We start from the raw sequence: 23,656 nt of genomic DNA on the forward strand, positions 1-23,656 counted from the left end.
GATTTAGGGTTAGTTTTGGTGAATGCCAGATGAAGCGGGCGTGAAGCGAAGCGCACTGCGGCAGGTTTTCAGTGCAATAGCCGTGGGCACGGGGGCGGGCGAAAGGCCCCCTTTCGCCGGAACCACCGATTTACCGCCTTTACTGAAGCGGTTCAGGCTTTGGCATGCTGGTAGGAACTAACGCGAAACAGGCGACGACAATAGTCGAGGAAATAGCCGTATGCGGCGCCCATCATCATGGATATCACGATATTTGAACTGACCGCGGCGGCTATCTGATGCCAGTCAGCGCCGACAACCAGCAGAATTCCAACATATACCGGTGACTGAAAGGTTACATAGGCAACCACATCCGCAATATTCTTCATCCACCCTGACGAGCTGATGCGGCGCGCCTGGCGCATGGCGAAATCGCGGTAAAAACCGTAAGGAACGGCAATAATAATGTTCACCGGGATCGCCACCAGTCTTGAGGATAACGACTGCTGAAAAGACATTTCGCAGAGAAAGATTTCGATTATCATGTTCACGACGGTGCAGTAAACCACCATCGCAAAGGTGTCTGCTACCGCATGCCGCAAGCGGGACTGAGCAGAGAACATCGGTATGCTCCTCGGAAATAAAGCCAGTTATGGCAGAAGATTTGCTTATTTACAGTTGTTTTGCATTGCATTTATTGGTGTGTGTAGATTATATTGCTACTTTAAAACTTACAACTAGCTATAAATTTTTATTTAATGGCTTTTTGTCGATAAAATACTCTGCGTGAGGCTGTTTTTTTTTGCGTTACGCTATTTTTGTTCTCGTGGTTTATTTTTGTATTATTTATCAATAAGTTAATGAAAATCATCTTAATGTGGATAAGCGTAGTGCGGTTTAGCGATGGTCTGCTTTAGGTGCAGAATCGCGTTCAGATAGGGATTGTATCCATTTAAGCGTTTTTACCGTGTTTTAGGGTGGTCACTCAGCATAATGGTTTGTTTTGCATTTTGAATATAAAGTCACATTTTATGTATTAATATTCTTTATCCGCGAGTTTCTCGCGTTAGTGGTCTCCCAACGATATACGGTTAACGTTCTGAGCAGATAAGAGACAGGATGATGAATATTTCACAACGAATATTTATCGGCATAATCTATATTATTCACTTTGAATATTATGCTTGTATCGATTTGTTTCCGGTATTTTCTGGGGGCAATGATATATTATGAATTATCTAAAGGGTGGAAAATAATAATCTTATCAATTAAACTACCACCGTACCTGTGTTTTATTTACTGTCTGGAATTTTTTTGATTATATGTCATTACGATTAGATAAACTGAATAATATTCGTTCACTCCGTGCAATGTCCCGTGAATTCTCCATTGACGAGCTTGAAAATATGCTGGAAAAGCTCAGGACTGTCACTGAAGAAAAACGAGCTGAAGAGCAGGCCGCTCAGAAACAGCAGGCGGAATATCAGGAAAAAATACATACCTGGCTGGAATTGATGAGGGCTGACGGTATTACGCCGGAGCAATTAGTTGGTCTGTCCGGCGCCAGCGCTAAGCGCGCGAAAAAGCGTCAGCCGCGTCCGGCGAAATATCGCTTTACCGATCATACCGGCGCAGAAAAAACCTGGACCGGACAGGGACGAATGCCAAAGTGTCTCGCTAACGCTGTTGCGGAGGGGAAACCCCTTGAGAGCTTCCTGATCTAAGCCCGAATCATTCGTCGTGCTGCCGGAAGCAATGTGAAGGCCTTTCACCGCGTCGGTCAGAGTGACGTTCAGGGATCAGCCGGATTATTGCCACCGTATATGTAACCTGGACTATGGCGGATATATTATTCATCCAGTCATTATCTGCCCGCACGGCAGTCATCCGATTGTCACCCGCTTCAACGCTCTCAAAGGGAGACGTTAACGACGGTTCCACGGCATTACCGCCAGCAGGCGAGCCATACCGCAAAAGCCGGTAATACCGGCGAAGGTTAATCCGGCGCCGACGAAGCCGCTAAGCAGGAAAAAGCCGCTGTTAAGCGCATAACCTGATACAACCCCAAGCAAAATCAGGACGCCAGCGGCGATCTGCACCTGGCGCATTAGCGGCAGCGGCTGTGATTTATCCTCTTTCACCGGTAGACCCGCCGCTTTCCACGCCTGAATGCCTCCCGCCAGCAGTTTCATCTGCGCGGGGGCGGCGGCTATCGCCAGACGGGCGGCGTTATTCTGCGTCCGGGAACCGGCCTGACAGTGAAAAATGATCGTCTCTTCGGCACGGGGGTGTAGCGTCGCGCCTTTGTTCAGCGTGTCCAGTGGCACCAGTTCCGCGCCGGGGATATGTTCGCGAGCGTACTCATCGGTATCGCGGATATCAACCAGCCGGGCGCCCTGGGCGATGAGCGCCTGGGCTTCTGCAGGAGAAAGAGTAGCGATAGTCATAAACCTTCCTTAAGGACAATAGATTGACTTCAGGGTGGCCACGATTTGCTGAACCGCTGGCCGGGTAATGAAGTAATGAATCCGCTGCGCCTGGCGTTCGCTGCCGATAAGCCCTTCATCACGCATCCGCGTCAGATGTTGTGATGTTGCCGAGGGGCTCAGGCCGGTGATCCGCGCCAGCTCACCGGCGCTGACCCCTGGGGTTTCGCACAGCATGCACAGAATCAACAGCCTGCTGGGGTGGCTCATGGCTTTCAGCAGGGCGGCGGCGTCTCCGGCGCTGGCCTGTAGCTGTTCTGGTGTATTCATTTATTTTAGTCTTTTCTAAATTTAGAAAAATATAAAATAAAAAACGCGATTGCGCCAGCGCGCGATTGCGCCAGCGATAGAAAATTTCTGCAATGGCATCATTCGTCAGGAATTATGACAATGCCTTACCAGGGGGCGCGATTAAGCCGATAGCTGGATGGTCTGAACGATAGGCATGAGCGCACCGGAAGGCGCTTTTTGCCACAAGTAGGTCGCCCGGCATTGCGGAGGTTATTCTGGCTGTGGCGCGCTTCTGCGTGACTCGCCGTTTATTTGAGCGCCCAAACGGCACGGTTCGCGCCTTGACACGCAGCCTGATGACGCCAGCGGCAGTCACGCACCGGGGCGGGACACCGCCTAGCCCCCATGGCTTCCGCGGCGGGCCGCGCGGCGATACAGGGTACTGCGCGCGACGCCTAGCGCCTGCGCGGCTTTGCTGACGTTGCCGTTATAGCTCGCCAGCGTATCGGCAATCAACTGGGCGTCGTGCTGCTGAAGACCTCGCGGCGCAGGGCTGACGGGGCGGGGGCGATATTCTGCGGGGAGCGCATCTATTCTCAGCGTTTCCCCCTCTTCAGCGAGCGCCAGTAGCACCTTCAGCAGGCTCTGTAACTGACGGACGTTACCTGGCCAGGATTGCGTCGCCAGGTGATCAAGCACCTCTGTCGTCAATGTAATTTGCCGCTTTTCCCCGCCCAGGTCGCGCCATAGGCGGCGTATAAACGTCGGCAGTTCCGGCCAGTCGCGCAGCGGCGGTAGCGTCAGGGAAAACTCACGTAAGCGATAGAACAGGTCCTCACGGAAAGTCCCTTCGGCGACGCGTTGCGCCAGATTACGGTGCGTGGCGCAAATCACTGCGAAGTTGACCTGTACGCTCTGGCTGGCACCGAGCGGCGTGACTTCCTTTTCCTGCAGGATCCTCAGCAGCCGGGTCTGTAAGGTTAACGGCATATCGCCCACTTCATCAAGAAACAGTACGCCGCCGTCAGCTTCGCGGATCTTGCCGATATAGCCGTTTTTGTTTGCGCCAGTAAACGCGCCGGGCTGATAGCCAAACAGTTCTGATTCAATCAGCGATTCCGGAATGGCGGCGCAGTTGATGGCGACGAATTTACCGTCGCGCCAGCGGCTATGCTGATGCAGGGTACGGCTGAGATACTCTTTGCCGCAGCCGGTCTCCCCTTCAATACACAAGCCGATCCCGGCGTTAAGCAGGCGAAGCAGTTTTTCTCCTTCTCGCTGTCTGGAGAAGGGGAGGTCGATGGCCGGTCGCGCTGTTATCGCCACGCCGCCAGCGGCCGGGGCGCGTAAGCGGTAATAATAGTTCTGGCCGCAGACGGCGAGCGGCAGTGGCACAGTTACCGCGGTTTGCGCCACCAGGGGAAAAATCTGTCGGAAGGTGAGGTGGCCAAATTGCTCCGCATGGAGATTGAACTCGCGCATTGCCAGCCGGTTAGCCGCCGTCAGAACACTATCCGTAAACACCAACAACAACTCCTCCACGCTGTCGAGTTTTTCCGGCTGGGTATGCAGGCTCATCAGCCACTGCTGCGGATGCAGACTCCGTTTAACCCACAGATACTCAATCTGCTTTGCCGCCCCTTTTACCCATGCCAGTGTCTGAGCATGCGGATACCGGGCCGGGCCGGAGATATCCAGCACCCCGGCTATCTTTCCATCGGGGCGTTGTAGCGGTACGGCGGCGCAATAAAGCTCCTGATTACTGGTCAGAAAATGCTGGCGGCCATCAATTTCACAGCTATCGTCGATCGCCAGCGCGGTGCCAATGGCGTTGGTTCCGCGCCTGTTCTCGCTCCACAGGTTTCCCGGCGCTAAAGCGAAACGCTGCGCTTTCTGCATGGCATGCGTATTACCGAAAGTTTGCAAAACCAGGCCACTGGCGTCGGAGAGGACCACCACCGATTGCAGGTCGCTCACTTTTTGGGTTAGCCCGTTAATGACCGGCTGGATCAACGTTTGCAGACGGCTATGGCTGGCAAGCCTGTCAGCCAACTCGCTGGCGTGCAGGCTGGGGAAGTCATCCGAGGCGGGATCGAGACCGTAACGCTGACTGCGATACCAGGATTCACTCAGTAGCGGGCTCGCTTTGACTTCTGGCGTCAGGGCTAACGGATTGGCAGGCACAGGGCACCTCACAGGTGATTTTATTGTTGCAATATTGTAGCTGCGTGGTTTTCTTGGTGTTGCGATTTGCAACACATAAGAAGCATTCTGCGGATCAGAAAAAATAATCTGATATCTAATTTATTGAATATTTTCATATTTTATGAAAAAGGAAAAAGTGGCATAACCCCTGCTATGGATTGCAGGCGCCGCGAGCAATCGTACAAAACTAATACGCCGCTGCGCCTCAACCCTACAGAAGGAGATTCACGATGCGTTATGCACATCCCGGCACACCGGGCGCTTTGGTTTCATTAAAGTCCGCTTACGGTAACTTTATTGACGGTAAATTTGTTGAACCGATTGGTGGTGAATTCTTCATGAATACCTCCCCGGTCGACGGCAGCGACATCGGGCAGTTTCCACGTTCAGATGCCAAAGATATCGACTTCGCCCTTGATGCGGCGCATCGGGCCGCCGAAGCCTGGGGTAAAACCCCGGCCCAGCATCGTGCTAACCTGCTGTTGCAGGTGGCCGATCGTATCGAGGCGAATCTGGAGTATCTGGCGGTAGCGGAGAGCTGGGATAACGGTAAACCGATCCGCGAGACCCTTAACGCCGACCTGCCGCTGGCGGTCGATCATTTCCGCTATTTTGCCGGTTGCCTGCGCGCGCAGGAGGGGAGCACGGCGGAGATCGATGAAACGACGGTGGCCTACCACTTCCATGAGCCCCTGGGCGTCGTCGGGCAAATTATTCCGTGGAACTTCCCGCTGCTGATGGCGGCCTGGAAGCTGGCTCCGGCCCTTGCGGCAGGCAACTGCGTGGTGCTGAAACCCGCCGAGCAGACGCCGCTAAGCATCACCTTGCTGCTGGAGATTATTGGCGATCTGTTCCCGCCGGGCGTACTCAACGTGGTGCAGGGCTTTGGTAAAGAGGCTGGCGAGGCGCTGGCAACCAGTAAACGCATTGCCAAAATCGCCTTTACCGGTTCGACGCCGGTGGGACGCCATATTATGGCCTGCGCGGCGGAGAATATTATTCCCTGTACCGTGGAGCTGGGCGGTAAATCGCCGAATATCTACTTCGCTGACGTGATGGAAGGCGAAGAGGAGTTTATCGAGAAAGCGGTCGAAGGCCTGGTTCTGGGCTTTTTTAACCAGGGAGAGGTCTGCACCTGTCCGTCCCGCGCGCTGATCCAGGCGTCTATCTACGAACCCTTTATGGCGCGCGTCATGGCGAAAGTCGCGCAAATTCGCCGCGGCGATCCCTTCGATACCGACACCATGATCGGCGCGCAGGCGTCGCGCCAGCAGTTTGATAAGATCCTCTCTTATATCAAGATTGCGCGCGATGAAGGCGGCAAGATCCTCACTGGCGGCGAACGCGCCACGATCTCCGCTGAGCTGGATAACGGCTTCTATATTCAGCCAACGTTGATTCAGGGGCGTAACGATATGCGTAGTTTCCAGGAGGAGATTTTTGGCCCGGTTATCGGCGTCACGACATTTAAAGATGAAGCAGAGGCGCTGTCTATTGCCAACCAGACCCAATTTGGTCTTGGGGCCGGGGTGTGGACGCGGGATACCAACCTGGCGTATCGCATGGGGCGCGGTATTAAGGCCGGTCGGGTGTGGACCAACTGCTACCATATCTATCCGGCCCATGCGGCCTTTGGCGGTTACAAGCAGTCTGGCGTAGGGCGGGAAACGCATAAGATGGCGCTTGATGCTTATCAGCAGACGAAAAACCTGCTGGTCAGCTACGGTAGCGCGCCGCTGGGATTGTTCTGAGCGAACCGCCGTTACGTCCCTGATGAATAAATACTGCCCGCAATCCTCAATACAGGTTGCGGGCTTTTTATGTCCTGTGAAGATTGCCATTTGGCGATTTTTCCGTCATGAGTATTGACGGCTTCCATGATTAAAGATGTGATGACTAACAAACAGAAGCCGTTGGCGACGCGGTTTCATCAGAAAACGTTCTCATTTGAACAAGGATAAAAACATGAAGTTGAAGTCAGGTATCGCTTTCACCATCGCCGTCATCGTCTTTGGCGCTCAGGCCCGTGACATGAACAGCATCGAACAAAGCGGCGTACTCAAGGTCGGCGTGCCGGGAGACTACGCGCCGCTGGCGTTTCACAATAAAGCCGGGGAGTTACTGGGTTACGACGTTGATATGGCGAAAGATCTCGGCAAGCGTCTTGGGCTGAAGGTGAGCTTCGTGCAGACCAGTTGGCCGACGCTGTCCGCTGACCTGAAAGCCGACAAATTTGATATCGCCATGGGCGGCGTAACGGCAACCCCGGCGCGGGCAAAAGATTTCGCCTTAAGCAAGCCGGTAGTGCCGAATGGCAAGATTGCGCTGGCCAACTGTGCGGCGGCCCCCGCACTTGGCAGCCTGGAGAAAATTGACCAGCCAAATGTGAAAGTGGTTGTCAATCCAGGCGGCACCAACCAAAGCTTTGTCGATGAACATATCAAGCATGCGCAGATTATTCGGGTGAAAAATAACGTCGATAACCTGGAAGCGCTGCGGCGGAAAACGGCGGATATGATGGTCACCGATCTAATTGAAGGTGTTTATTATCAAAGTAATGAACCGGGGGTCTTTTGCGTGGCTAACGAGACGCCGTTTCCCGGAACCCGCAGCTTTAAAGTCTATATGATGAATAAAGATAATCCGCAGTTGCTGGAGAAAGTCAATCAGTGGCTGGAGAGCCAGGACAAGAATGTGCTGAAGCAGAAATGGCGGATTCACGACCAGATAACACACTGATATAGAAAGGGAATTTATGAGCGCTGAGCTAGCCCTGCCCATCAGGCAGCAAAACCAAAATATCGTTCGCCTGGCCACGGCACAGGCGCTGGCGGGGGCGAACTCGGTGGTGTTTTACGCTACCGGGGCGATTGTCGGTAACGCAATCGCGCCCGATCCGACGCTGTCGACGCTACCCATCACCATTTTTGTGCTGGGAATGGCGGCCTGTATTTTGCCGTTTGGCGCGCTGGCCAGAAGGCGCGGGCGCAAAACGGTTTTTATGACCGGTACGGGAGCCGGTATTCTGACGGGACTGACGGCGGCGCTGGCGGTTGTTGTCAGCTCATTCTGGCTGTTCTGCCTGGCGGCTTTTTTAGGCGGAGCCTATGCGGCAGTGGCGGTGTCATTCCGTTTTGCCGCCGCCGACGGCGTCAGCAACGAACGCCGCGCGCGGGCGCTCTCGCTGGTGATGGGGGGCGGCGTGGCGGCCGGGGTGATTGGCCCGATGCTGGTGACCGGTACGATGAATCTGTGGCCGCCGCATACTTTTGCGATGACGTTTATCGCCCAGGGCGGGGTGGCGGCAATATCGGCGCTGGTATTGCTGGGGGTAAAAACCGCGGTGCCGGTTGCGCAGACGAAATCCGGCGGGCGTCCGCTGAGGGAGATTGTGCGCCAGCCGGGCTTTGCCCGGACGGTGTTTAGCGGCGCGGTTTCTTACATGGTGATGAACTTTCTGATGACCGCCGCCCCGCTCTCCATGCATATGCACGGTCTTTCGCAGCAGGCGTCGAATCTCGGTATTCAGTGGCATGTGATCGCCATGTACGGCCCCGGATTTTTCACCGGTAGGTTAATCAGCCGCTTCGGAGCCCGGCGTATTAACGCGGCCGGGTTAATACTGCTGGTTCTGTCGGTGATGGTTGGCCTGGCCGGTATCGATGTCATGCACTACTGGTTGTCGCTGATCCTGCTGGGTATCGGCTGGAACTTTGGTTTTACCGGCGCGTCGGCGCAGATTATGGATTTTCATCGTCCGGAAGAGAAAACCCAGGTGCAATCGCTGAATGATTTTATTGTATTCGGCGTAATGATGATTGGCTCATTTTCTTCGGGGGCGTTGATGAACCTTTTCGGCTGGAATGCCGTGCTGTGGGGCTCGCTGGTGCCGGTTGTGGTGGCGCTGGTCGTGTTGCTGGTCGGCAGGCAGAGAGTATTAAAAGGTTAAAATCTTCTCTCTGCTGCCGCAAATGGTCGCCGTCAGTCTGGACACGGTATGCGTGGAATAACCGGAGCGTGCAGGTCGCAGGCGAGAATGATTCTCCTGGCTTCCCGGGAGCAGAAAAGAGATATGGAAAGCGCCCGACCGCTAATCTGCGGTTGGGCGCAGCTTGTCACACAATATCATCCACCACGCCGCCATCCACGCGCAGCGCCGCGCCTGAGGTCGCGGAGGCCTGAGTCGAGCAGACGTAAACCACCATATTGGCGACTTCATCTACCGAGGCCGCACGCTGAATCACCGAACTCGGGCGGTTCGCCATCACGAACTCTTTTGCCAGTTGTTCCAGCGATTTTCCGGTTTTCGCGACTTCGTCTTTCATCATTTCGGCAAAGCCATCGGAGATGGTTGGTCCCGGCAGCACGCTGTTAACGGTGACGCCGCTACCGGCGACAAACTTCGCCAGCCCGCGGGCCAGCGATAGCTGAGCGGTTTTCGTGACTCCGTAATGAATCATATCCGCTGGAATATTGCGTGCCGATTCCGAAGAGATAAACACTACCCGGCCCCAGCCTTTTTGCACCATCGCCGGGAGCAGCGCGCGGGAAAGGCGAACCCCGGACATCACGTTGGTTTGCCAGTAGTTTTCCCAGGTCGCATCGTCGGTGGCATAGAAATCCAGCGGGCCGTAAATACCGGCGTTATTAACCAGGATGTCGACACCGTTTACCGCCTGCACCAGTTGGCTGACGCCTTCGGCGCTGCTCAGGTCGGCAATGGCCGGGCGCAGCTTCGCGCCGGGAACGTCATTTTGCAAACGGGCGATGGCCGCGCTCACGCTACGCTCGCTACGACCATTAATAATGACTTCCGCCCCGCTGGCTGCCAGTCCTTTGGCGATGGCGAAACCAATACCGCCGCTGGAGGCGGTGATCAGTGCGGTTTTCCCCGATAAATTAATATTCATGCTGATAGCCTTATTTTTTGTCGAACAGACCATTAAGCGTAGCAGTGAATAAGATGCTATTGACGTTTTCCGGGTTAATAACCGCTCTGTTTGTTAACACGATTTTTCAGCGGCAGCGCCTGTTGCAGACGCTGAATGTTGTCCAGTAGCTGGCGGACAATCACCTCAGTCTGCGCCATGGAGGCCATATGTGGGGTGATCACCACCTGCGGATGTTGCCATAGCGGATCATCCTGCGGCAGCGGTTCGACGGGGAACACATCCAGCACTGCGCCGGATAATTTTCCACTATCCAGCGCCTGGAGAACGTCCTGATTGACCATATGCTCGCCGCGGCCGCAGTTAATTAGCGCAGCGCCATCGGGCAGTTGCGCCAGTAAAGGCCGGGCGAGAATGCCTCGCGTCTGTTCCGTTAACGGCAGAACGTTGATCAGCGCATCCAGTTGACCAAGAAATTCACCGGCCTGCGCCTCTCCGTGATAGCAGCGCACGCCCGCAAGGGATTTTTCGCTGCGCGCCCAGCCGGAAACCTGATATCCCAGCCCGGCAAGCTGCGTGGCGATATAGCCGCCAATTTCACCGAGCCCCATCACGCCAACGTGATAATCGGTCGCCGCACGCTGCGGATATATCTTCCAGACGCGCTCGCGCTGGTGGGCCAGCGCCCGATCGAAGCGGCGCTGAAACCAAAGCACGCCCCACAGGGCATATTCAAACATGCCGTGGCGAAAATCTTCGTCAACCACCCGGCAGAGCGGCACGTCGCTGGCAAAGACGCTGGCGGGCAAATGATCGACCCCGGCAGACGCGGCCTGGATCAATTGCAACTGAGGCGAGTGAACCAATAGCTGCGGATCGGGAAACCAGCAGCAGGCGTATTGCGCCTCGCGGGCGGTGGGATCGGCGGGCAGAACCGCCTTCACCTGGGGGAATGCGTTCAATGCCGCGCAAATTTCTCCGGCATACTGAGGATCGTTACAATCCACGACGATAGTTAATTGAGTCATAGGCATCAGTTTTTATAAGCAGTATCAAGACGATCGAGGCGGCGCAGCCACGCCTGCCACACTAACTGGCGTTCATGTTCAACCCCCATAAGCTGCTCGCAGGCGTGCTGGCTCAAATGCTCCGGGATCGTGTGAATGGGACTGAGCGGCGCCAGCTGCGCGGCGGCCATCTGGATCTCGCAGGCGCGATTCAGATAGTACATGATGTAAAACGCATCGGCGACGGTGCGCCCGACCGACAGCAGGCCGTGGCTTTGCAGGATCATGGCGATATTGTCGCCGAGCGACTGCTGGATCCGTACGCGTTCATCGAGATCGAACGCCACGCCCTCATAGGGATGGTAGCCGACGCGTTGATAAAACTCGGTGCTGATCTGGTTAAGCTGCAGCAGGCCATCTTTACAGGCGGCGACCGCCATCCCCGGCAGCGTGTGGGTATGAATAACGCAATGGGCGTCTTCGCGGGCCATATGGACCGCGCTGTGAATAGTAAAACCCGCCGAGTTTGCCGGGGCGCTGCCCTCGACAACCTTGCCCTGCATATCGACGACGATGAGATTGCTGGCCGTGACTTCATCAAACATCATGCCAAAGGGGTTAATCAAAAAACGCGGCTCGCCGCCGCCGGGCAGGCGCACGGAGAAGTGGGTATAGAGCGTGTCTTCCCAGCCGAACAGCGCCGCCAGACGATAGGCGGCGGCCAGTTGCTGGCGTAATTCCAGTTCAGTTGCCATTTATTGCACTCCCATAAATTCACGAATGCGGGTCAAGGACGGATCGGCGGCGCCGTTACGGATACGCTGCGGCGGCATATCGCTCTGCACCACGCCATTTTCCATCATCACGATCCGGTCAGAAATCGATAACGCAAAATCCATCTCATGGGTCACGATCAACATCGTCATGCCGTCACGGGCGAGGGACTGAATTACTTTCAGCACTTCGCCAACCAGCTCCGGATCCAGCGCCGAAGTCGGTTCATCGAACAGCATGATATCGGGCTTGAGCGCCAGGGCGCGGGCGATGGCCACGCGCTGCTGCTGGCCGCCGGAGAGCTGATACGGATATTTTTCGGCATGGGCCAGCAGACCGACGCGATCCAGCAGCCACAGCGCCTGCTCTCTGGCCACCGGGCGATCAAGCAGTTTGTGATACAGCGGGGCGAGCATAACGTTATCCAGCACCGTGCGATGGGGGAACAGGTTGAAGCCCTGAAACACCATGCCGATGCGGCGTACGCCAGCGCGCATTTGCTGCTTATCAACAATGGAGGCTCCCTTCAGGTAATCTTCGCCATACAGAATAATTTCGCCGGCATCAATGGTTTCAAGGGCGTTAATGGTGCGGATCAGGGTGGTTTTGCCGGAACCTGACGGCCCGATGATGCTGATCACTTCGCCATTTTCAACTTTCAGATCAATACCTTTCAGCACCTCATGCTGGCCCCAGGACTTTTTGATGGCGTGCAAATCCAGCGCCGGTGGATTGCCGCTGGCGGGCTGCGCCTTTTGCCCCTGTACCGGCGGTTTCAGCTTCTGGCGCAGGGTTTCGCATTCGCTGTCATTAAGCGTTTGCGGACGTTTGCGCTGAATATCCAGCAGGTTTTCCAGCGCCCGGAAAAGCCAGCTAAAGACGGTGACCACCATAACGTAATAGATGGCGACCGCCAGCAGCGTCTCCATCACGAGGAAATTCTGCGCGTACAGACGCTGGCCGGTAAGCAGCAGTTCCGGCAGTGAAATCACCGACAGGATCGAGCTAAGTTTAATGATGGTGATATATTCGTTAATCAGCGTAGGCAGCGAAATGCGAAACGCCTGCGGGATAATAATTAAGCGCTGAATACCGATAAAGCTAAAACTTAATGCATGCCCGGCTTCGCTTTGCCCTTTGGCGACGGAAAGCAGGCCGCCGCGATGGATTTCCGCCATATAGGCCGCTTCGGTCACCGTCATTGAAATCAGTCCGGCAATAAATGGAATACCGAGCAGCGGCTGGGTGACCGGAAATAGCTGCGGCAGGTTATAGACAAAGACCAGTAATACCATCAATGGTACGCTGCGGAAAAACCAAATATAGAGTTCGACGGGAACTTTTAGCCAGCGCGGGCCGGAGAGCTTGGCGCAGGCTAAAAGAAAACCTAATATCAGGCCAATAAACCAGGACAGCGAACTGACCGCGATAACGGTTACACATGCTTGCCAGAATGCGCCAAAGCTAAATAATGAGAAAAAGTATCCCCAATCGAACTCCATACCGACTCCTGTTTCTTTATTGTATTAATTGATGCTTTCTAAGTTGTATTTCTTGATGATGGCGTCATATTTGCCGTTGGCTTTAAGGGCGGCTAACGTTGATTTAATGGCCTCGGCCAGTTCGGTGTTGCCTTTGGCGACGTAAATTCCCAGCGGTAATGGATAAACCAGGCGGCTCGAACTGATTACCAGGCGACCACGGCTTTTCCCGACAATAATTTGCGCCGCCGGGGCGATTTCTAACTGGGCGTTAATATTTTTTGATAACAGCGCCTGGGAGACTTCAGGCGCGGTCGGGTATTCCTGAATGCTGATGGCCGGTTTACCGTTTTTCAGGCAGTAGTCGTCGGAGTGTTTTTTCAGGCTGGAAACCCAGGCTGTTCCCTGTTGCAGACCCACCTTCACGCCGCATAGCTCATCTTCCGTTTTCGGCTGAATGGGGCTGTTTTTCAGGGCGATAATCGATGCGCCGGACAACGCGTAAGGGATGGCATCCGCCTGCTTCTGGCGTTCCGGGGTGACGTACATTCCGGAGATCACCGCGTCATATTTTTTACCGATGCCTAAAATCAGGCTGGTGAATTTCGTGTCAATAAGCTGCGGTTTGGCGTTCAGATGTTCGGCGATCAGCGTCGCGAACTCCGGGTCGATACCGACGATATTGTTATTGCTGTCGTAGGACTCAAACGGCGGATAGGTCACTTCCATACCGACTTTAAATACGCCGTTGGTCAGCAACTCAGCCGCCTGAGTGAGCGGTGAAAAACAAGCAGTGACGGCGATGGATAACGCCACACGGCGCGAGAGTTTTTTTAGCGTTTGTTTCATCATTTATCCTCACGGGTTCTCACGGGTTGTTAACGGTTTTTTGTTGCGCTTGTTTTTTCAGATGACCAAATGTATTGGTGCCGCGGGCGCGTTCGGGGAGCTGGAGCTCACCTCTGGTGACTTTCTCGCGCAGGTAGCGATAAGTCTGCAGCGCCTGGCTCCACATATGTTCGCCGATGCTCAGTTCCTGATACTCGCTGGCTTCGCCTGCTTCGAGGAAGCCCGGAAGGGGGCGAATCAGCGTGTGATAGTCGCAGGCGAAAAACAGCGGGAAGGAGTAGCGTTCCTGCGGCACCTTGCGTACCCGGTGGGCTGTTGCAACAAATGTGCCAGCGCTCAACACTTCCAGCATGTCGCCGATATTAATCACGAAAGCCTCTTCTCCGCTGGCGCTTTTCAGCGGTGGGGCGTCGATCCAGTTGCTATCTTCATTCAGCACTTCGAGGCCAGGCTGGTCGGCGAGCAGTAGAGTGAAACACTCGTAGTCGGTATGTGCGCCAATACCGGGAACATCTTCGGCGCTGGCGTCAAAGGGGTAGTGGATCAGGCGCAGTTTCGAAGGCGGGCAGGTGACCATGGAACGGAAATAGCCTTCCGGCAGACCGAGGGCGAGAGCAAAGGCATCAAACAAGCGATGCCCGAGTGCGAATACCGCATCATAGTAGGCCAGCACCCGGGATTTAAACTCCGGGACATCCGGCCACTCGTTGGCGCCAATCAGCGGTGTTCTGGCAATGACCAGAGGGTGATCGTCGGCGGCCTGGAAGCCGATATCGAACGCCTCTTTATGGTCCGGTTTGCCGGAGCCGTAAATCTCTTCGCCCTCGGGGACATAACCTTTGTGGCTTTTTGACTGGCCGATGTAGTACGCCATCTTGCGCTGCATCGGCAGGGCGAAAATCTGTTTTGCCGCCGCGCGGATCCCGGCGATCAATTCGGGCGCAATGCCGTGACCGGTAATGTAGAAAAAGCCGACGTCACGGGCGGCCCGGCCGATGGTGTCGGCCACCGCCTGGCGTTTGGCGGGATCGTCGCAGGCCAGATCGCTGATATCTATTATCGGTAATTCAGTAAAAGCACTTTTTGCGGCGGTCATTTCGGCAGTTCCTTATTCAGTTAGCGAGGTAAATTCAACAAAATGCTGCTGTTCATGCTGGGCTATCCAGGCGTTCAGCGACCAGAGATCGGCCACCGGAACGTTGGTAAACGGCAGGTGATGCAAATAACCATCGGGGCCAAATTCCGGCGTCAGCGTGGTGTGCTGGTAGCCACGCTGGCGTTGCGATTGCCAGATCTGCTGCCAGAAACGCTGTTGAAACCGCAGGGCAGCCTGGTATTCCGGCGCGGCGGGATGCGGCACCTGCGGCCCCTGGTCATATCCGACGCGGGCCTGAATATGGTGTACCCGTTCAATAAAGGTGCTGAAATCATCGCAGGGGTCATCGAGCAGGCGCTCGCTCACGACAATCCAGTGGCTGATATCCGCGGTAAAGCGCAACTGCGGCAGTTGCTGAATGATCTCCAGCGTCAGCCATGGGCTATACAGCGACGTGGCGCGATGGGTTTCAAAGCTGCAGGTCAGCTCATACTCGGCGGCCAGCTCATGAGCCTTACCGAGAAAATCGACCTGCTGCGCCAGCGGCCAGCGATCATTACCGGCCAGCAGGTTGACGAAACGAGGATTCAACGCTTTCGCCGCCGCAAATCGTTCTTTTAAACGTTCCAGATGCTGCGCCGGCGTTTCCGACTGAGCCGGAATGACGCCGCCGCCGCTAAACACGATGGCGATATACTGGAGCGCCGACGCTTCAATCCGCCGACCCAGCGTCTGCTGCTCTTCTGCGCTAAGCGGGACTCGCGCTTCAATGCCGCAGCAGCCGGCGCTTTTGAGTTCGCTAACCGTTTGCTGCCACGGGGTGGTGACGCCCCACAGCGTGCGAAAGACGTTGAGCTGCATGGTTTATCCTCTATTCATATTTCACGCCGGGGAGAACGCAGAGCATTTCATACAGCAGGTTGGCGGCCAGCTGCGCGGTGTTGCCGCTGATGTCATAGGGCGGGGAGACTTCAACGAGGTCGCAGCCAATCAGGTTCAGGCCGCGGCAGCCGCGCACAATCTCCAGCGCCTGAATCGACGTCAGGCCGCCCACTTCCGGGGTGCCGGTGCCGGGCGCCCAGATGGGATCGAGGCTGTCGATATCAAAGCTGAGATAGACCGGACCCTCGCCCATTTGCTGGCGAACTTCCGCCATCAGCGGTGCCAGGGATTTGTGCCAGCATTGCTCCGCCTGCACCAGACGAAAGCCCTGATCGACGCCCCACTGGAAGTCACCGGCAGCGTAGCCTTGCGCACGCTGCCCGATCTGGACGACGCGTTTAAGGTCCAGCAGCCCCTCTTCGACGGCGCGGCGGAAGGTGGTGCCGTGGGCGATTTTTTCGCCGAACATCTCATCGTTGGTATCGGTATGGGCATCAACATGAATCAGGCCGACCGGACCATGTTTTTTGGTCAGCGCGCGCAGGATCGGCAGGGTGATGGTGTGGTCGCCCCCCAGCGTCAGGGGAATCAGCGGGAAACTATTTAAACCAGTGTAGTAATCTTCGATGATCTGCACGGATTTCAGCAGACTGTAGGTGTTAATCGCTACGTCACCGATATCCGCTACCGACAGTGAATCAAAGGGGGCCGCGCCGGTAGCCATGTTGTATGGACGAATCATGACTGATTCGTTACGAATATAGCGTGGTCCGTAGCGCGTCCCTGAGCGCTGGGACGTTCCGATATCCAGCGGAATGCCGACGAATGCTGCATCAAGTCCCTGTAAATTTTCAATAAATGGCAGACGCATCATTGTTGCGCGGCCAGCAAAGCGCGGCATCTCGTTGCCACCTTGCGGTTGATGAAAGACGTTATCCATTTCTGCTCCTGAATCTGACATACAAAACTCAACAGCAGGGATTGTGCGAAAGATGTGCTGGACTTTACATCGTCTGCCGTAAATACTCAGTTCATTTATTTGTGAACTAAACGCCATGCTTAATGACGCCACGCTAAATATTCGACAGCTACAGGTTTTCGAGACGGTGGCCCGTCTTGAGAGCTATAACCGGGCCCAGCAGGAGCTGGGGATCTCTGTATCCGCGATCAGCAATGCGATGTCGCAACTGGAAAGCCAGCTTGGTTTTAGCCTGTGTCAGCGCGGACGCGGCGGTTTTGCCCTGACCGAGAAGGGCCAGCATTTTTTGCAGCAGGCGATCCGCGTACTGAGTGAACTGAACGAGCTGGAGCGCCAGTCGGCGCTGCTAAAAGGCGAGCACAGTGGAACGATTTGTATCTCAGTGCTCGACTCCATCGAAACCGAAACCGCGCTGTCGCTGCCGGTGGTGCTACGCAGCTTTAGCGATAAGTTCCCCAATGTGCATATCAAGCTGATTATCCGTACCCCGGCGGAACAGCTTAACGGCGTATTGAATAACCAGATCGATCTTGCCATTGGCAGCTATAACTCGCAGGTGCATAACATTATCAGCGAACCGCTGTATCGCGAGCAGCACTGGCTCTACTGTAGCGATCTGCATCCGATGTTCTTCAGCCGACAACTGGACAAAGATCAGATCAGCCAGTGCCCGCTGGTAACACGCAGTTACTGGAACACCAGCGACCTGCGGCGGCGTGGATTCAGCAAGGGCAGCGCCACCGTTGAAACGGTGGATGCGCAGCTGCTGTTGATTCTGTCGGGGAAATATATCGGTTATCTTCCAGAGCATTACGCCTGGCCGTGGATTAAAGAGAATCGGCTGCGGGTATTATTGCCTAATGAGTTTGGTTTTCAGTCGCCATTCTCGGCGATATGCAAACGCGGGCGCAGCAATGAACCTTTTTTGAAAGCGTTTCGTGATCTCCTGAAGAAGAATACGGTGGCCAGACCGAAGTGGAGTGAATGAAGGCGGGTTCAGGTCTAAGAAAACCTGGGCCATGAAGATAACGAAGAACGCTGATGTCATTCGCCAGGAGAGATATCCTGCGGCATTTATGTAGGGAAAATCCCCCTGATGGCGAGTTCATAATAAGGTGTTGGTGTGGTTTCCATAGCGGCGAGTTGAGAGGTTTTTGGACTCTGCTGGCGGTGCAAAGAGATAATCATCCATAGGTAGTTTGATGTTCGAGGCATAACTTTTATATTCTCCGGGCGTCATATTGCTCAGCGACTTAAATTCACGCAGAAAATGTGATTGATCGCTGTATCCGAGATCCAGTGAAAGCGATGAAAGAGACAGTTTCTTGTTTGTACTGATCAAGCCGATAGCGATTTGGAATCTGATTAACCGGCAGAATGTTTTCGGCGACAGACCGGTATCCTGCCTGAACATGCGTTGGATGGTTCGGCAACTGTAGCCAGTCAGGCGTTGCAGTTCTTCAATGCGAATATCGCCTTTGCATTGCTGAATAGTTTGAATCATATATTTGGTGATATCTGAAATGTCACGGATCAGATGTGGGGCATACTTAGACTGGAAGAGCGACGTTCTTTGCATGAAACTGGTGCATGATGTTATCTCTTCGATCAAATTTTGCGCATTGCTCAGCGAGTCAAGGATGTTGATCTCTTTATCGGCGAGATCTTCGGCGGAAAGATCGCTAAAACCGGGGACGATGCCAGGCAGAAAGCGCACCCCAAAATACTCATGTCCGGCCTTAAATTCCGTAGAGTGTGTGGTTAATGTGGTGCCGCAGATACGTGCGCCACGAGAATGCTCATCACAATCAAAAACGATATCTGTACACCCATCAGGCACGGCAAGTGTCTGATTTTCTTTGCCTGTAACTTTGAAAGTATAAAAATGAGAAATTCTATCGTCGTTTAAGACGTGCTCTTTATAGCTGTCATTTCCACAGGCAACAAAGTGAGGCTGTAGCGGATGAATACCTTTAGGCTTAAGAGCACTTGTTAACTGTGACATGTTAACTCCAGTTTTTTGATTCAGGTCAAAAAACAAGATGCATGTTCCATACCAAAAATTGATTTGCTTCGTATTACACGATGATATTAACAAATAGAAACACTTTCCTATCCAGGTGTTTGTATTAACGAAGATTATTGAGAAAGCGATGGCATTATCCGTGATCACAAATGGCCGGAGAAGAGAAGGGCGTTGCCCCGAAACAGGGCATATATCCTGAAACGGGGCGCATGAGGCCATTGTTGGTGTTTAAAACCGGGAAAACCGATATGGCGCAGGGTTTATCAGTGGCGTGCTCCCGGTGATGAGATCTGCCGCCAGTTGGCCCGCTGCTGGCGATGTCCCAAAGCCATGACCGGAAAAACCGGTGGCTAATGTCAGCCCTGGAATTTTATCAACATGTCCAATGACCGGGTTTGAATCCGGGGTGACGTCAATGATTCCTGCCCAGGCTTCTTCAATCACGGCATTTTCGAAAGCAGGCCAGGCCGCTCTGAGATTATTCATCGCTTCGTTGTTTAGCGCCATATTGGCTGGTGGATCCATGGTGCGGACACGTTCGAAAGGCGAAATACGGTGATTTCCCCAGCGGCGGGACAGCGCTAAATCTTTAAAGAAATATTTCCCTAATGAGACCCGCAGCATGCCGCGTTGGCTACGCAATTGGGGGACGTAGCGTAGCCCCGTCAGGATATGGTCAAGCGACAGAGGGGCATCAAGGGCGCCACGTTGAGTAATAATGTATCCGCCATCCCGGTGTTTACGGAAGGAAAAATCAGGTGCGCCGACAGCAATTTCGCTCGGGCCTTCCATCGGGCGTGTTCGTAATACCGAGCAAATGAGCGGCAGGGTCGGCAGCGATACACCGAGGTTGCCTAAAAAACGTCTCGACCATAACCCACCCGCCAGTAGCACGTGCTGACACTGAATTTCGCCTTTCTCAGTGATGACACCACTCACCTTTCCACCGGAGGTTGATAAGCTACGCACTGCACAGTTTTCAATAATGGTTGCGCCTTTGGCGATTGCCGCATTGGCCATCGCGCTGCCAGCCAGTGTGGGTTCCGCCCGCCCGTCTGATGCGGTATAGATACCCCCTCGCCATTGCCCTTTACCGCCTGGAACCAGATTGGCTATCTGTTGCGCGCTGAGCAGGCGAGAATCTAACGCGAGATCGCGCACTGAATTCAGCCAGTTTTCATGCATCGCCATTTGCGCTTCGTTGCGCGCAATGAACATGATCCCGGCCTGGCGATAGCCAACATCGCATCCTACGCGTTCAGCCATCGTAGACCAGAGACGATCGGCCGCTTGAGCCAGCGGAATATCATCGGCGCTTCGGCTGGTTTTTCGAACCCAGCCTAAGTTTCGCGATGATTGTTCCCCGACGAGATGTCCTTTCTCCAGTACAACCACGCTAATATTGCGCTCGGCCAGTGTTAATGCTGCCGTCAGCCCAACAATGCCACCGCCAATAACGACAACCGTAGTTGACGAGGGAAGTTGGTCGGAGGTACGAACAGGGGCGATTTTCGGAGCCATAAGGGGGAATCCTTAGATAATAAACTTTTCGGTATTGATCGTTACATCGCGATCACTATTTATGAGCCGACAGTGATCGTTTTCACATCTGCGGTTGACGCATTGCGATATGCGGTCACTTCGATCTCAACTTTATAAATTGAGCTGCCAAGTGGTGGGCAGGTTATTGTTGTTGCCGGATTGATGCCGCGAAATTTATGTCCAAGAATCGGGATAACAGCGGGAATATCGTTTGGATCCTGAATATACACTCGGGAAAAAATGACATCCGCCAGTTTTATATCCACAGCCGCCAGTGCCGTTTCAATATTAGCGAAAACCTGATGCGTTTGTTCAGTGATGTCATCGGAAATGATTTTAGTTTGTGGATTGCGTCCCGCAGTATTGGAGACATAAATCCAGTTATCGACAGCAACAATACGTGAATAACTGGCTTCAGCTTCAAAGGGTGAACCGCTGTTGACTTTAATGATTTGTGGCATGATTTTTATCCGTTAGAGAGTAAAAATGTTATGACAAGAGAGACAATTTAAATCGCCTCCCTTGTCTGTGATTTAACTAAGAACTGGCGTTTCCCAAAGATTCAGTTTCACGCCAATATTTTTGGCGAGAGCGTTGCGGTATATTACTGTGCCCCAGGCGACGTCCTCAACGGGCATACCGCCGACGGACATAATGATTATCTCTTCATCATTATTACGGGCCGACGCATCTCCCGCGATAATTTTGCCGATATCTTCAATTTGCTCGGCAGTCATTTTCCCTTCATCGAGCATATCCATAAACCGAACGCCAATGACCGGGATATATTTATGTGCCGGTTTGGGGACTTCTTCATACCAGGCTTTATACAGGCCGGTATTATCGACGACTTTACGCACGTCGGCCTGCTCCATTCCTTCATCAATATTACAATAGGCAGGCATCGCCAGAAATGCGCCAGGCTTAACCCATTCGCGTTTTACCATGGGATAGGTTGAAGGATCACCCGTTTCGCCTGAATTACAATAAGTCACGATATCTGAGTCGCGAACGACTTCTTCGAGAGTTTCCACGACTTCAATGGTGGTAATTTGTGGGTAGTTTTCTTTTGCCCATGAAATAAAACTGTTAAGGCTTTTCTGGCCTCGTCCTTTGATTTTTAGGGTGTCGATTTGCGGGCAAACGGCAATAAATGCGGCGACAGTGGTTTTCCCCATGACTCCTGGCCCCAGCAGGCCAATGGTTTTCGAATCCTTACGTGCCAGATAGCGAGCGCCCACACCTGGAATGGCACCTGTACGGTATGCAGACAGTAAGTTAGCAGACATATGGGCTAAAGGCGCCCCGGTGTCAGCGTCATTGAGGGTAAACATCAGAATAGAACGCGGCAGGCTTTTTTCGCGGTTTGCGATGTTGGAACCATACCATTTTACGCCAGCGGTACAAAAATCCCCGCCAAGATATGCCGGCATTGCCATAAAACGCCGATCAGCAGTGGGTTTTGGCATGTTAGGAAACGGGGAGTCTTCCGGGAAAGTCACCATGGCACCGTGCGAATCATTGTTTGCGCCAGCCATACGATAATCACCGCGATATAACAGAACAAACATCTGTTCCATTGTATCGACACAGGCGCTCATATTGGTGACGCCGGCTTTTATCATATCCTGTTCGGAAAGGTAGATGAAATCGATCCGGGTGCTGTCAGACATAATGAACCTCGTAGTAGTAGTATCTCATTGAGTTGTGTTGATATTTGTAAAATAATTCGCGTTGCATCAAGGCGAAAACTCAGCGCATCCCCGGGAACGAACAAATAGTTCGTGGCAAGGGTGAGCGCCAGTAGCCAATAACGATGTTGCTTGAAGTATTAATGGTATATATCAACAATCAGCGTTCTGTCGGTATAGTGATAATGGATTAGCACGGAGCGGTATTGTATTTTTGCGACAAAGTACGGTTCTAATGACAACAACATGATATTAGAGCCATTATTCTTTTTATGGTATGGGTTAATTGAGCTGGCGCAGTCGCTTAGCTCATATAAAATTGTTTTCATCAGGAAATGACGTTTTGTGGCTGTTGATTTGACTGTATGTCTGATTTTTTCTATCTAATGAACGGAGGCCAGGCTAATGATGGAGTGTGGGGATTGAAAGAAAAATATTTATTCATCTGCAGTCAGGCGATAGGGGTAGAGTCATGGACAATCATTCTGGTCTCAGAAAAAATAGTCTTGGTTTAGGCGCGTTGATTTTTTTCGTCGTGGCGGCTGCGTCACCGCTGACCGGTGTCGTCGGCGGGTTGCCAGTGGCTATCTTTGCCGGAAACGGTGGCGGGATCCCGGTAATTTACATTCTGGCTGGCATCATTCTGATGATATTTTCGGTTGGATTTATCGCAATGAGCCGTTATGTGACTAATTCTGGTGCTTTTTACACATATATAAGCATGGGGTTAGGCAAAAATGCCGGTGCGTCCGCTTCATTGGTGGCGCTTATCGCCTATTTTGCAATTCAAATTGCGGTGATTGCGATGTTGGGGTTATTTGCCAGCTTGTTTGTCAGTGAACACTTTTCCGCGGAGATCCCATGGTGGATACTGAGTATTATATTCATTGTTGTCGGATGGGTATTGGGTATCCGACGTGTGGAATTTGGTAGTAAGATCCTTGGCGTTCTTATGCTCGCCGAAGTTGGCGTGATCCTGTGTCTTGATGTGGCAATTCTGATAAAACATAGTGGTTCACTTAGCTTTCAGTCATTTAATCCGGATGTTTTCCTGAATGGTAATATTGGGATTGCATTTATTTTTTCTATCGCTTCTTTTATCGGCTTCGAATCAACGGCTATTTATGGCGAAGAATGTCGTGATGCTGAAAAAACAGTCCCTCGGGCGACAATCTGTGCACTGTTGATTATCACAGTATTTTTTACTTTAACCAGTTGGTCGATTGTTCAATCCTATAATTTACAGGATATTGAAAAGGTTGCTGCGCAGGATCCAGGTAATTTTATCTTTAATATTTCCCGTGAGTATCTTGGGGCGTGGTCGGTTGATGTGATGTCGCTTTTACTGATTACCAGTTTATTCGCCGCCAGCCTGGCTTTTCATAATAATATTTCACGGTATATTTATAGCTCTAAATAACTGATCCTAATACCGCTACACTTTAGCCAGCCCATGCTTTCCACCGGGGAATGGGCTGACGGTATCCATAAAGTGACGAACCTTTTTCAACAGTTGCCACATTGAACGGCACTGGTGAT

General features: G+C 53.2%; 22 protein-coding genes and 1 pseudogene. 6 read left to right on the forward strand and 17 right to left on the reverse strand.

The features are described from left to right. Positions 1–152: 152 nt before the first annotated feature. A complete protein-coding gene (locus ABK821_RS22500) occupies positions 153–602 on the reverse strand; it encodes an L-alanine exporter AlaE (protein WP_138359734.1) in 450 nt (149 codons plus the stop codon). Between the two features lie 699 nt (positions 603–1,301). Here ABK821_RS22500 and stpA point away from each other — a divergent pair. Next, on the forward strand, positions 1,302–1,703 hold the full coding sequence (gene stpA / locus ABK821_RS22505; RefSeq protein WP_138359733.1) for a DNA-binding protein StpA: 402 nt from the start codon (positions 1,302–1,304) through the stop codon (positions 1,701–1,703). A gap of 201 nt (positions 1,704–1,904) precedes the next feature. On the opposite strand, the gene ABK821_RS22510 is transcribed toward stpA, so the two are convergent. The 3 genes from ABK821_RS22510 to ABK821_RS22520 all read right to left on the reverse strand — a co-directional run bounded on the left by ABK821_RS22510 (position 1,905) and on the right by ABK821_RS22520 (position 4,880). Beyond that, positions 1,905–2,426 carry a rhodanese family protein gene (locus tag ABK821_RS22510; RefSeq protein WP_308564140.1) on the reverse strand — a complete coding sequence of 174 codons (522 nt, stop codon included), beginning with the start codon at positions 2,424–2,426 and terminating at the stop codon, positions 1,905–1,907. A 9-nt stretch (positions 2,427–2,435) separates the two neighbouring features. After that, complete coding sequence (locus ABK821_RS22515; RefSeq protein ID WP_138359731.1) at positions 2,436–2,735, reverse strand: helix-turn-helix transcriptional regulator; 300 nt, start codon at positions 2,733–2,735, stop codon at positions 2,436–2,438. A 357-nt stretch (positions 2,736–3,092) separates the two neighbouring features. Further along, on the reverse strand, positions 3,093–4,880 hold the full coding sequence (locus tag ABK821_RS22520) for a sigma-54-dependent Fis family transcriptional regulator (RefSeq protein ID WP_142502482.1): 1,788 nt from the start codon (positions 4,878–4,880) through the stop codon (positions 3,093–3,095). A 251-nt stretch (positions 4,881–5,131) separates the two neighbouring features. Between ABK821_RS22520 and ABK821_RS22525 the strand changes: the two genes are divergently transcribed. The 3 genes from ABK821_RS22525 (at position 5,132) to ABK821_RS22535 (ending at position 8,850) form a co-directional block, all read left to right on the forward strand. After that, complete coding sequence (locus ABK821_RS22525; RefSeq protein ID WP_343178717.1) at positions 5,132–6,652, forward strand: aldehyde dehydrogenase family protein; 1,521 nt, start codon at positions 5,132–5,134, stop codon at positions 6,650–6,652. Between the two features lie 214 nt (positions 6,653–6,866). Beyond that, positions 6,867–7,640 carry a transporter substrate-binding domain-containing protein gene (locus ABK821_RS22530; RefSeq protein ID WP_142502480.1) on the forward strand — a complete coding sequence of 258 codons (774 nt, stop codon included), beginning with the start codon at positions 6,867–6,869 and terminating at the stop codon, positions 7,638–7,640. Positions 7,641–7,656: 16 nt separating this feature from the next. Further along, positions 7,657–8,850, forward strand: coding sequence for an MFS transporter (locus ABK821_RS22535; protein ID WP_138359723.1), 1,194 nt, complete (start codon positions 7,657–7,659; stop codon positions 8,848–8,850). Between the two features lie 166 nt (positions 8,851–9,016). Here ABK821_RS22535 and ABK821_RS22540 read toward each other — a convergent pair whose 3' ends face one another. The 8 genes from ABK821_RS22540 to speB form a co-directional block, all read right to left on the reverse strand. After that, a complete protein-coding gene (locus tag ABK821_RS22540; RefSeq protein WP_138359721.1) occupies positions 9,017–9,811 on the reverse strand; it encodes an SDR family NAD(P)-dependent oxidoreductase in 795 nt (264 codons plus the stop codon). A gap of 74 nt (positions 9,812–9,885) precedes the next feature. Then, the gene (locus tag ABK821_RS22545) at positions 9,886–10,818 is read right to left on the reverse strand and encodes a glyoxylate/hydroxypyruvate reductase A (protein WP_343178716.1); all 933 of its coding nucleotides are present in this window, start codon (positions 10,816–10,818) and stop codon (positions 9,886–9,888) included. Positions 10,819–10,823: 5 nt separating this feature from the next. Continuing rightward, positions 10,824–11,552, reverse strand: a complete 729-nt coding sequence (locus ABK821_RS22550; protein WP_138359717.1) for a class II aldolase/adducin family protein — start codon at positions 11,550–11,552, stop codon at positions 10,824–10,826. Next, on the reverse strand, positions 11,553–13,073 hold the full coding sequence (locus ABK821_RS22555) for an amino acid ABC transporter permease/ATP-binding protein (RefSeq protein ID WP_343178715.1): 1,521 nt from the start codon (positions 13,071–13,073) through the stop codon (positions 11,553–11,555). A gap of 24 nt (positions 13,074–13,097) precedes the next feature. Beyond that, complete coding sequence (locus tag ABK821_RS22560) at positions 13,098–13,901, reverse strand: ABC transporter substrate-binding protein (RefSeq protein WP_343178714.1); 804 nt, start codon at positions 13,899–13,901, stop codon at positions 13,098–13,100. Positions 13,902–13,920: 19 nt separating this feature from the next. Next, positions 13,921–14,997 carry an isopenicillin N synthase family oxygenase gene (locus ABK821_RS22565; RefSeq protein ID WP_138359713.1) on the reverse strand — a complete coding sequence of 359 codons (1,077 nt, stop codon included), beginning with the start codon at positions 14,995–14,997 and terminating at the stop codon, positions 13,921–13,923. Between the two features lie 12 nt (positions 14,998–15,009). Then, positions 15,010–15,858, reverse strand: a complete 849-nt coding sequence (locus ABK821_RS22570) for a sugar phosphate isomerase/epimerase (protein ID WP_138359711.1) — start codon at positions 15,856–15,858, stop codon at positions 15,010–15,012. Positions 15,859–15,868: 10 nt separating this feature from the next. Further along, positions 15,869–16,819, reverse strand: a complete 951-nt coding sequence (speB, locus tag ABK821_RS22575; protein ID WP_343178713.1) for an agmatinase — start codon at positions 16,817–16,819, stop codon at positions 15,869–15,871. A 115-nt stretch (positions 16,820–16,934) separates the two neighbouring features. Here speB and ABK821_RS22580 point away from each other — a divergent pair, with 115 nt between their 5' ends. Beyond that, positions 16,935–17,846, forward strand: coding sequence for a LysR family transcriptional regulator (locus tag ABK821_RS22580; RefSeq protein WP_343178712.1), 912 nt, complete (start codon positions 16,935–16,937; stop codon positions 17,844–17,846). A gap of 117 nt (positions 17,847–17,963) precedes the next feature. Here ABK821_RS22580 and ABK821_RS22585 read toward each other — a convergent pair whose 3' ends face one another. The 4 genes from ABK821_RS22585 to ABK821_RS22600 all read right to left on the reverse strand — a co-directional run bounded on the left by ABK821_RS22585 (position 17,964) and on the right by ABK821_RS22600 (position 22,099). Beyond that, positions 17,964–18,863, reverse strand: a complete 900-nt coding sequence (locus tag ABK821_RS22585; RefSeq protein WP_171034824.1) for an AraC family transcriptional regulator — start codon at positions 18,861–18,863, stop codon at positions 17,964–17,966. Between the two features lie 249 nt (positions 18,864–19,112). Continuing rightward, complete coding sequence (locus tag ABK821_RS22590; RefSeq protein ID WP_138359703.1) at positions 19,113–20,405, reverse strand: FAD-binding oxidoreductase; 1,293 nt, start codon at positions 20,403–20,405, stop codon at positions 19,113–19,115. Positions 20,406–20,464: 59 nt separating this feature from the next. Next, the gene (locus ABK821_RS22595) at positions 20,465–20,887 is read right to left on the reverse strand and encodes a RidA family protein (RefSeq protein WP_138359701.1); all 423 of its coding nucleotides are present in this window, start codon (positions 20,885–20,887) and stop codon (positions 20,465–20,467) included. A gap of 72 nt (positions 20,888–20,959) precedes the next feature. Next, positions 20,960–22,099, reverse strand: a complete 1,140-nt coding sequence (locus ABK821_RS22600; RefSeq protein WP_343178711.1) for a tyramine oxidase subunit B — start codon at positions 22,097–22,099, stop codon at positions 20,960–20,962. Positions 22,100–22,589: 490 nt separating this feature from the next. Here ABK821_RS22600 and ABK821_RS22605 point away from each other — a divergent pair. Beyond that, positions 22,590–23,528 (forward strand): annotated as a pseudogene (locus ABK821_RS22605) (APC family permease); the annotation flags it as partial. 24 nt (positions 23,529–23,552) lie between these two features. Here ABK821_RS22605 and ABK821_RS22610 read toward each other — a convergent pair. Continuing rightward, the coding region (locus tag ABK821_RS22610; protein ID WP_244500604.1) for a hypothetical protein at positions 23,553–23,656 on the reverse strand (104 nt) is incomplete at its 5' end.

Source organism: Klebsiella sp. KE9456 (assembly GCF_043832615.1).
GTDB lineage: Bacteria > Pseudomonadota > Gammaproteobacteria > Enterobacterales > Enterobacteriaceae > Klebsiella > Klebsiella indica.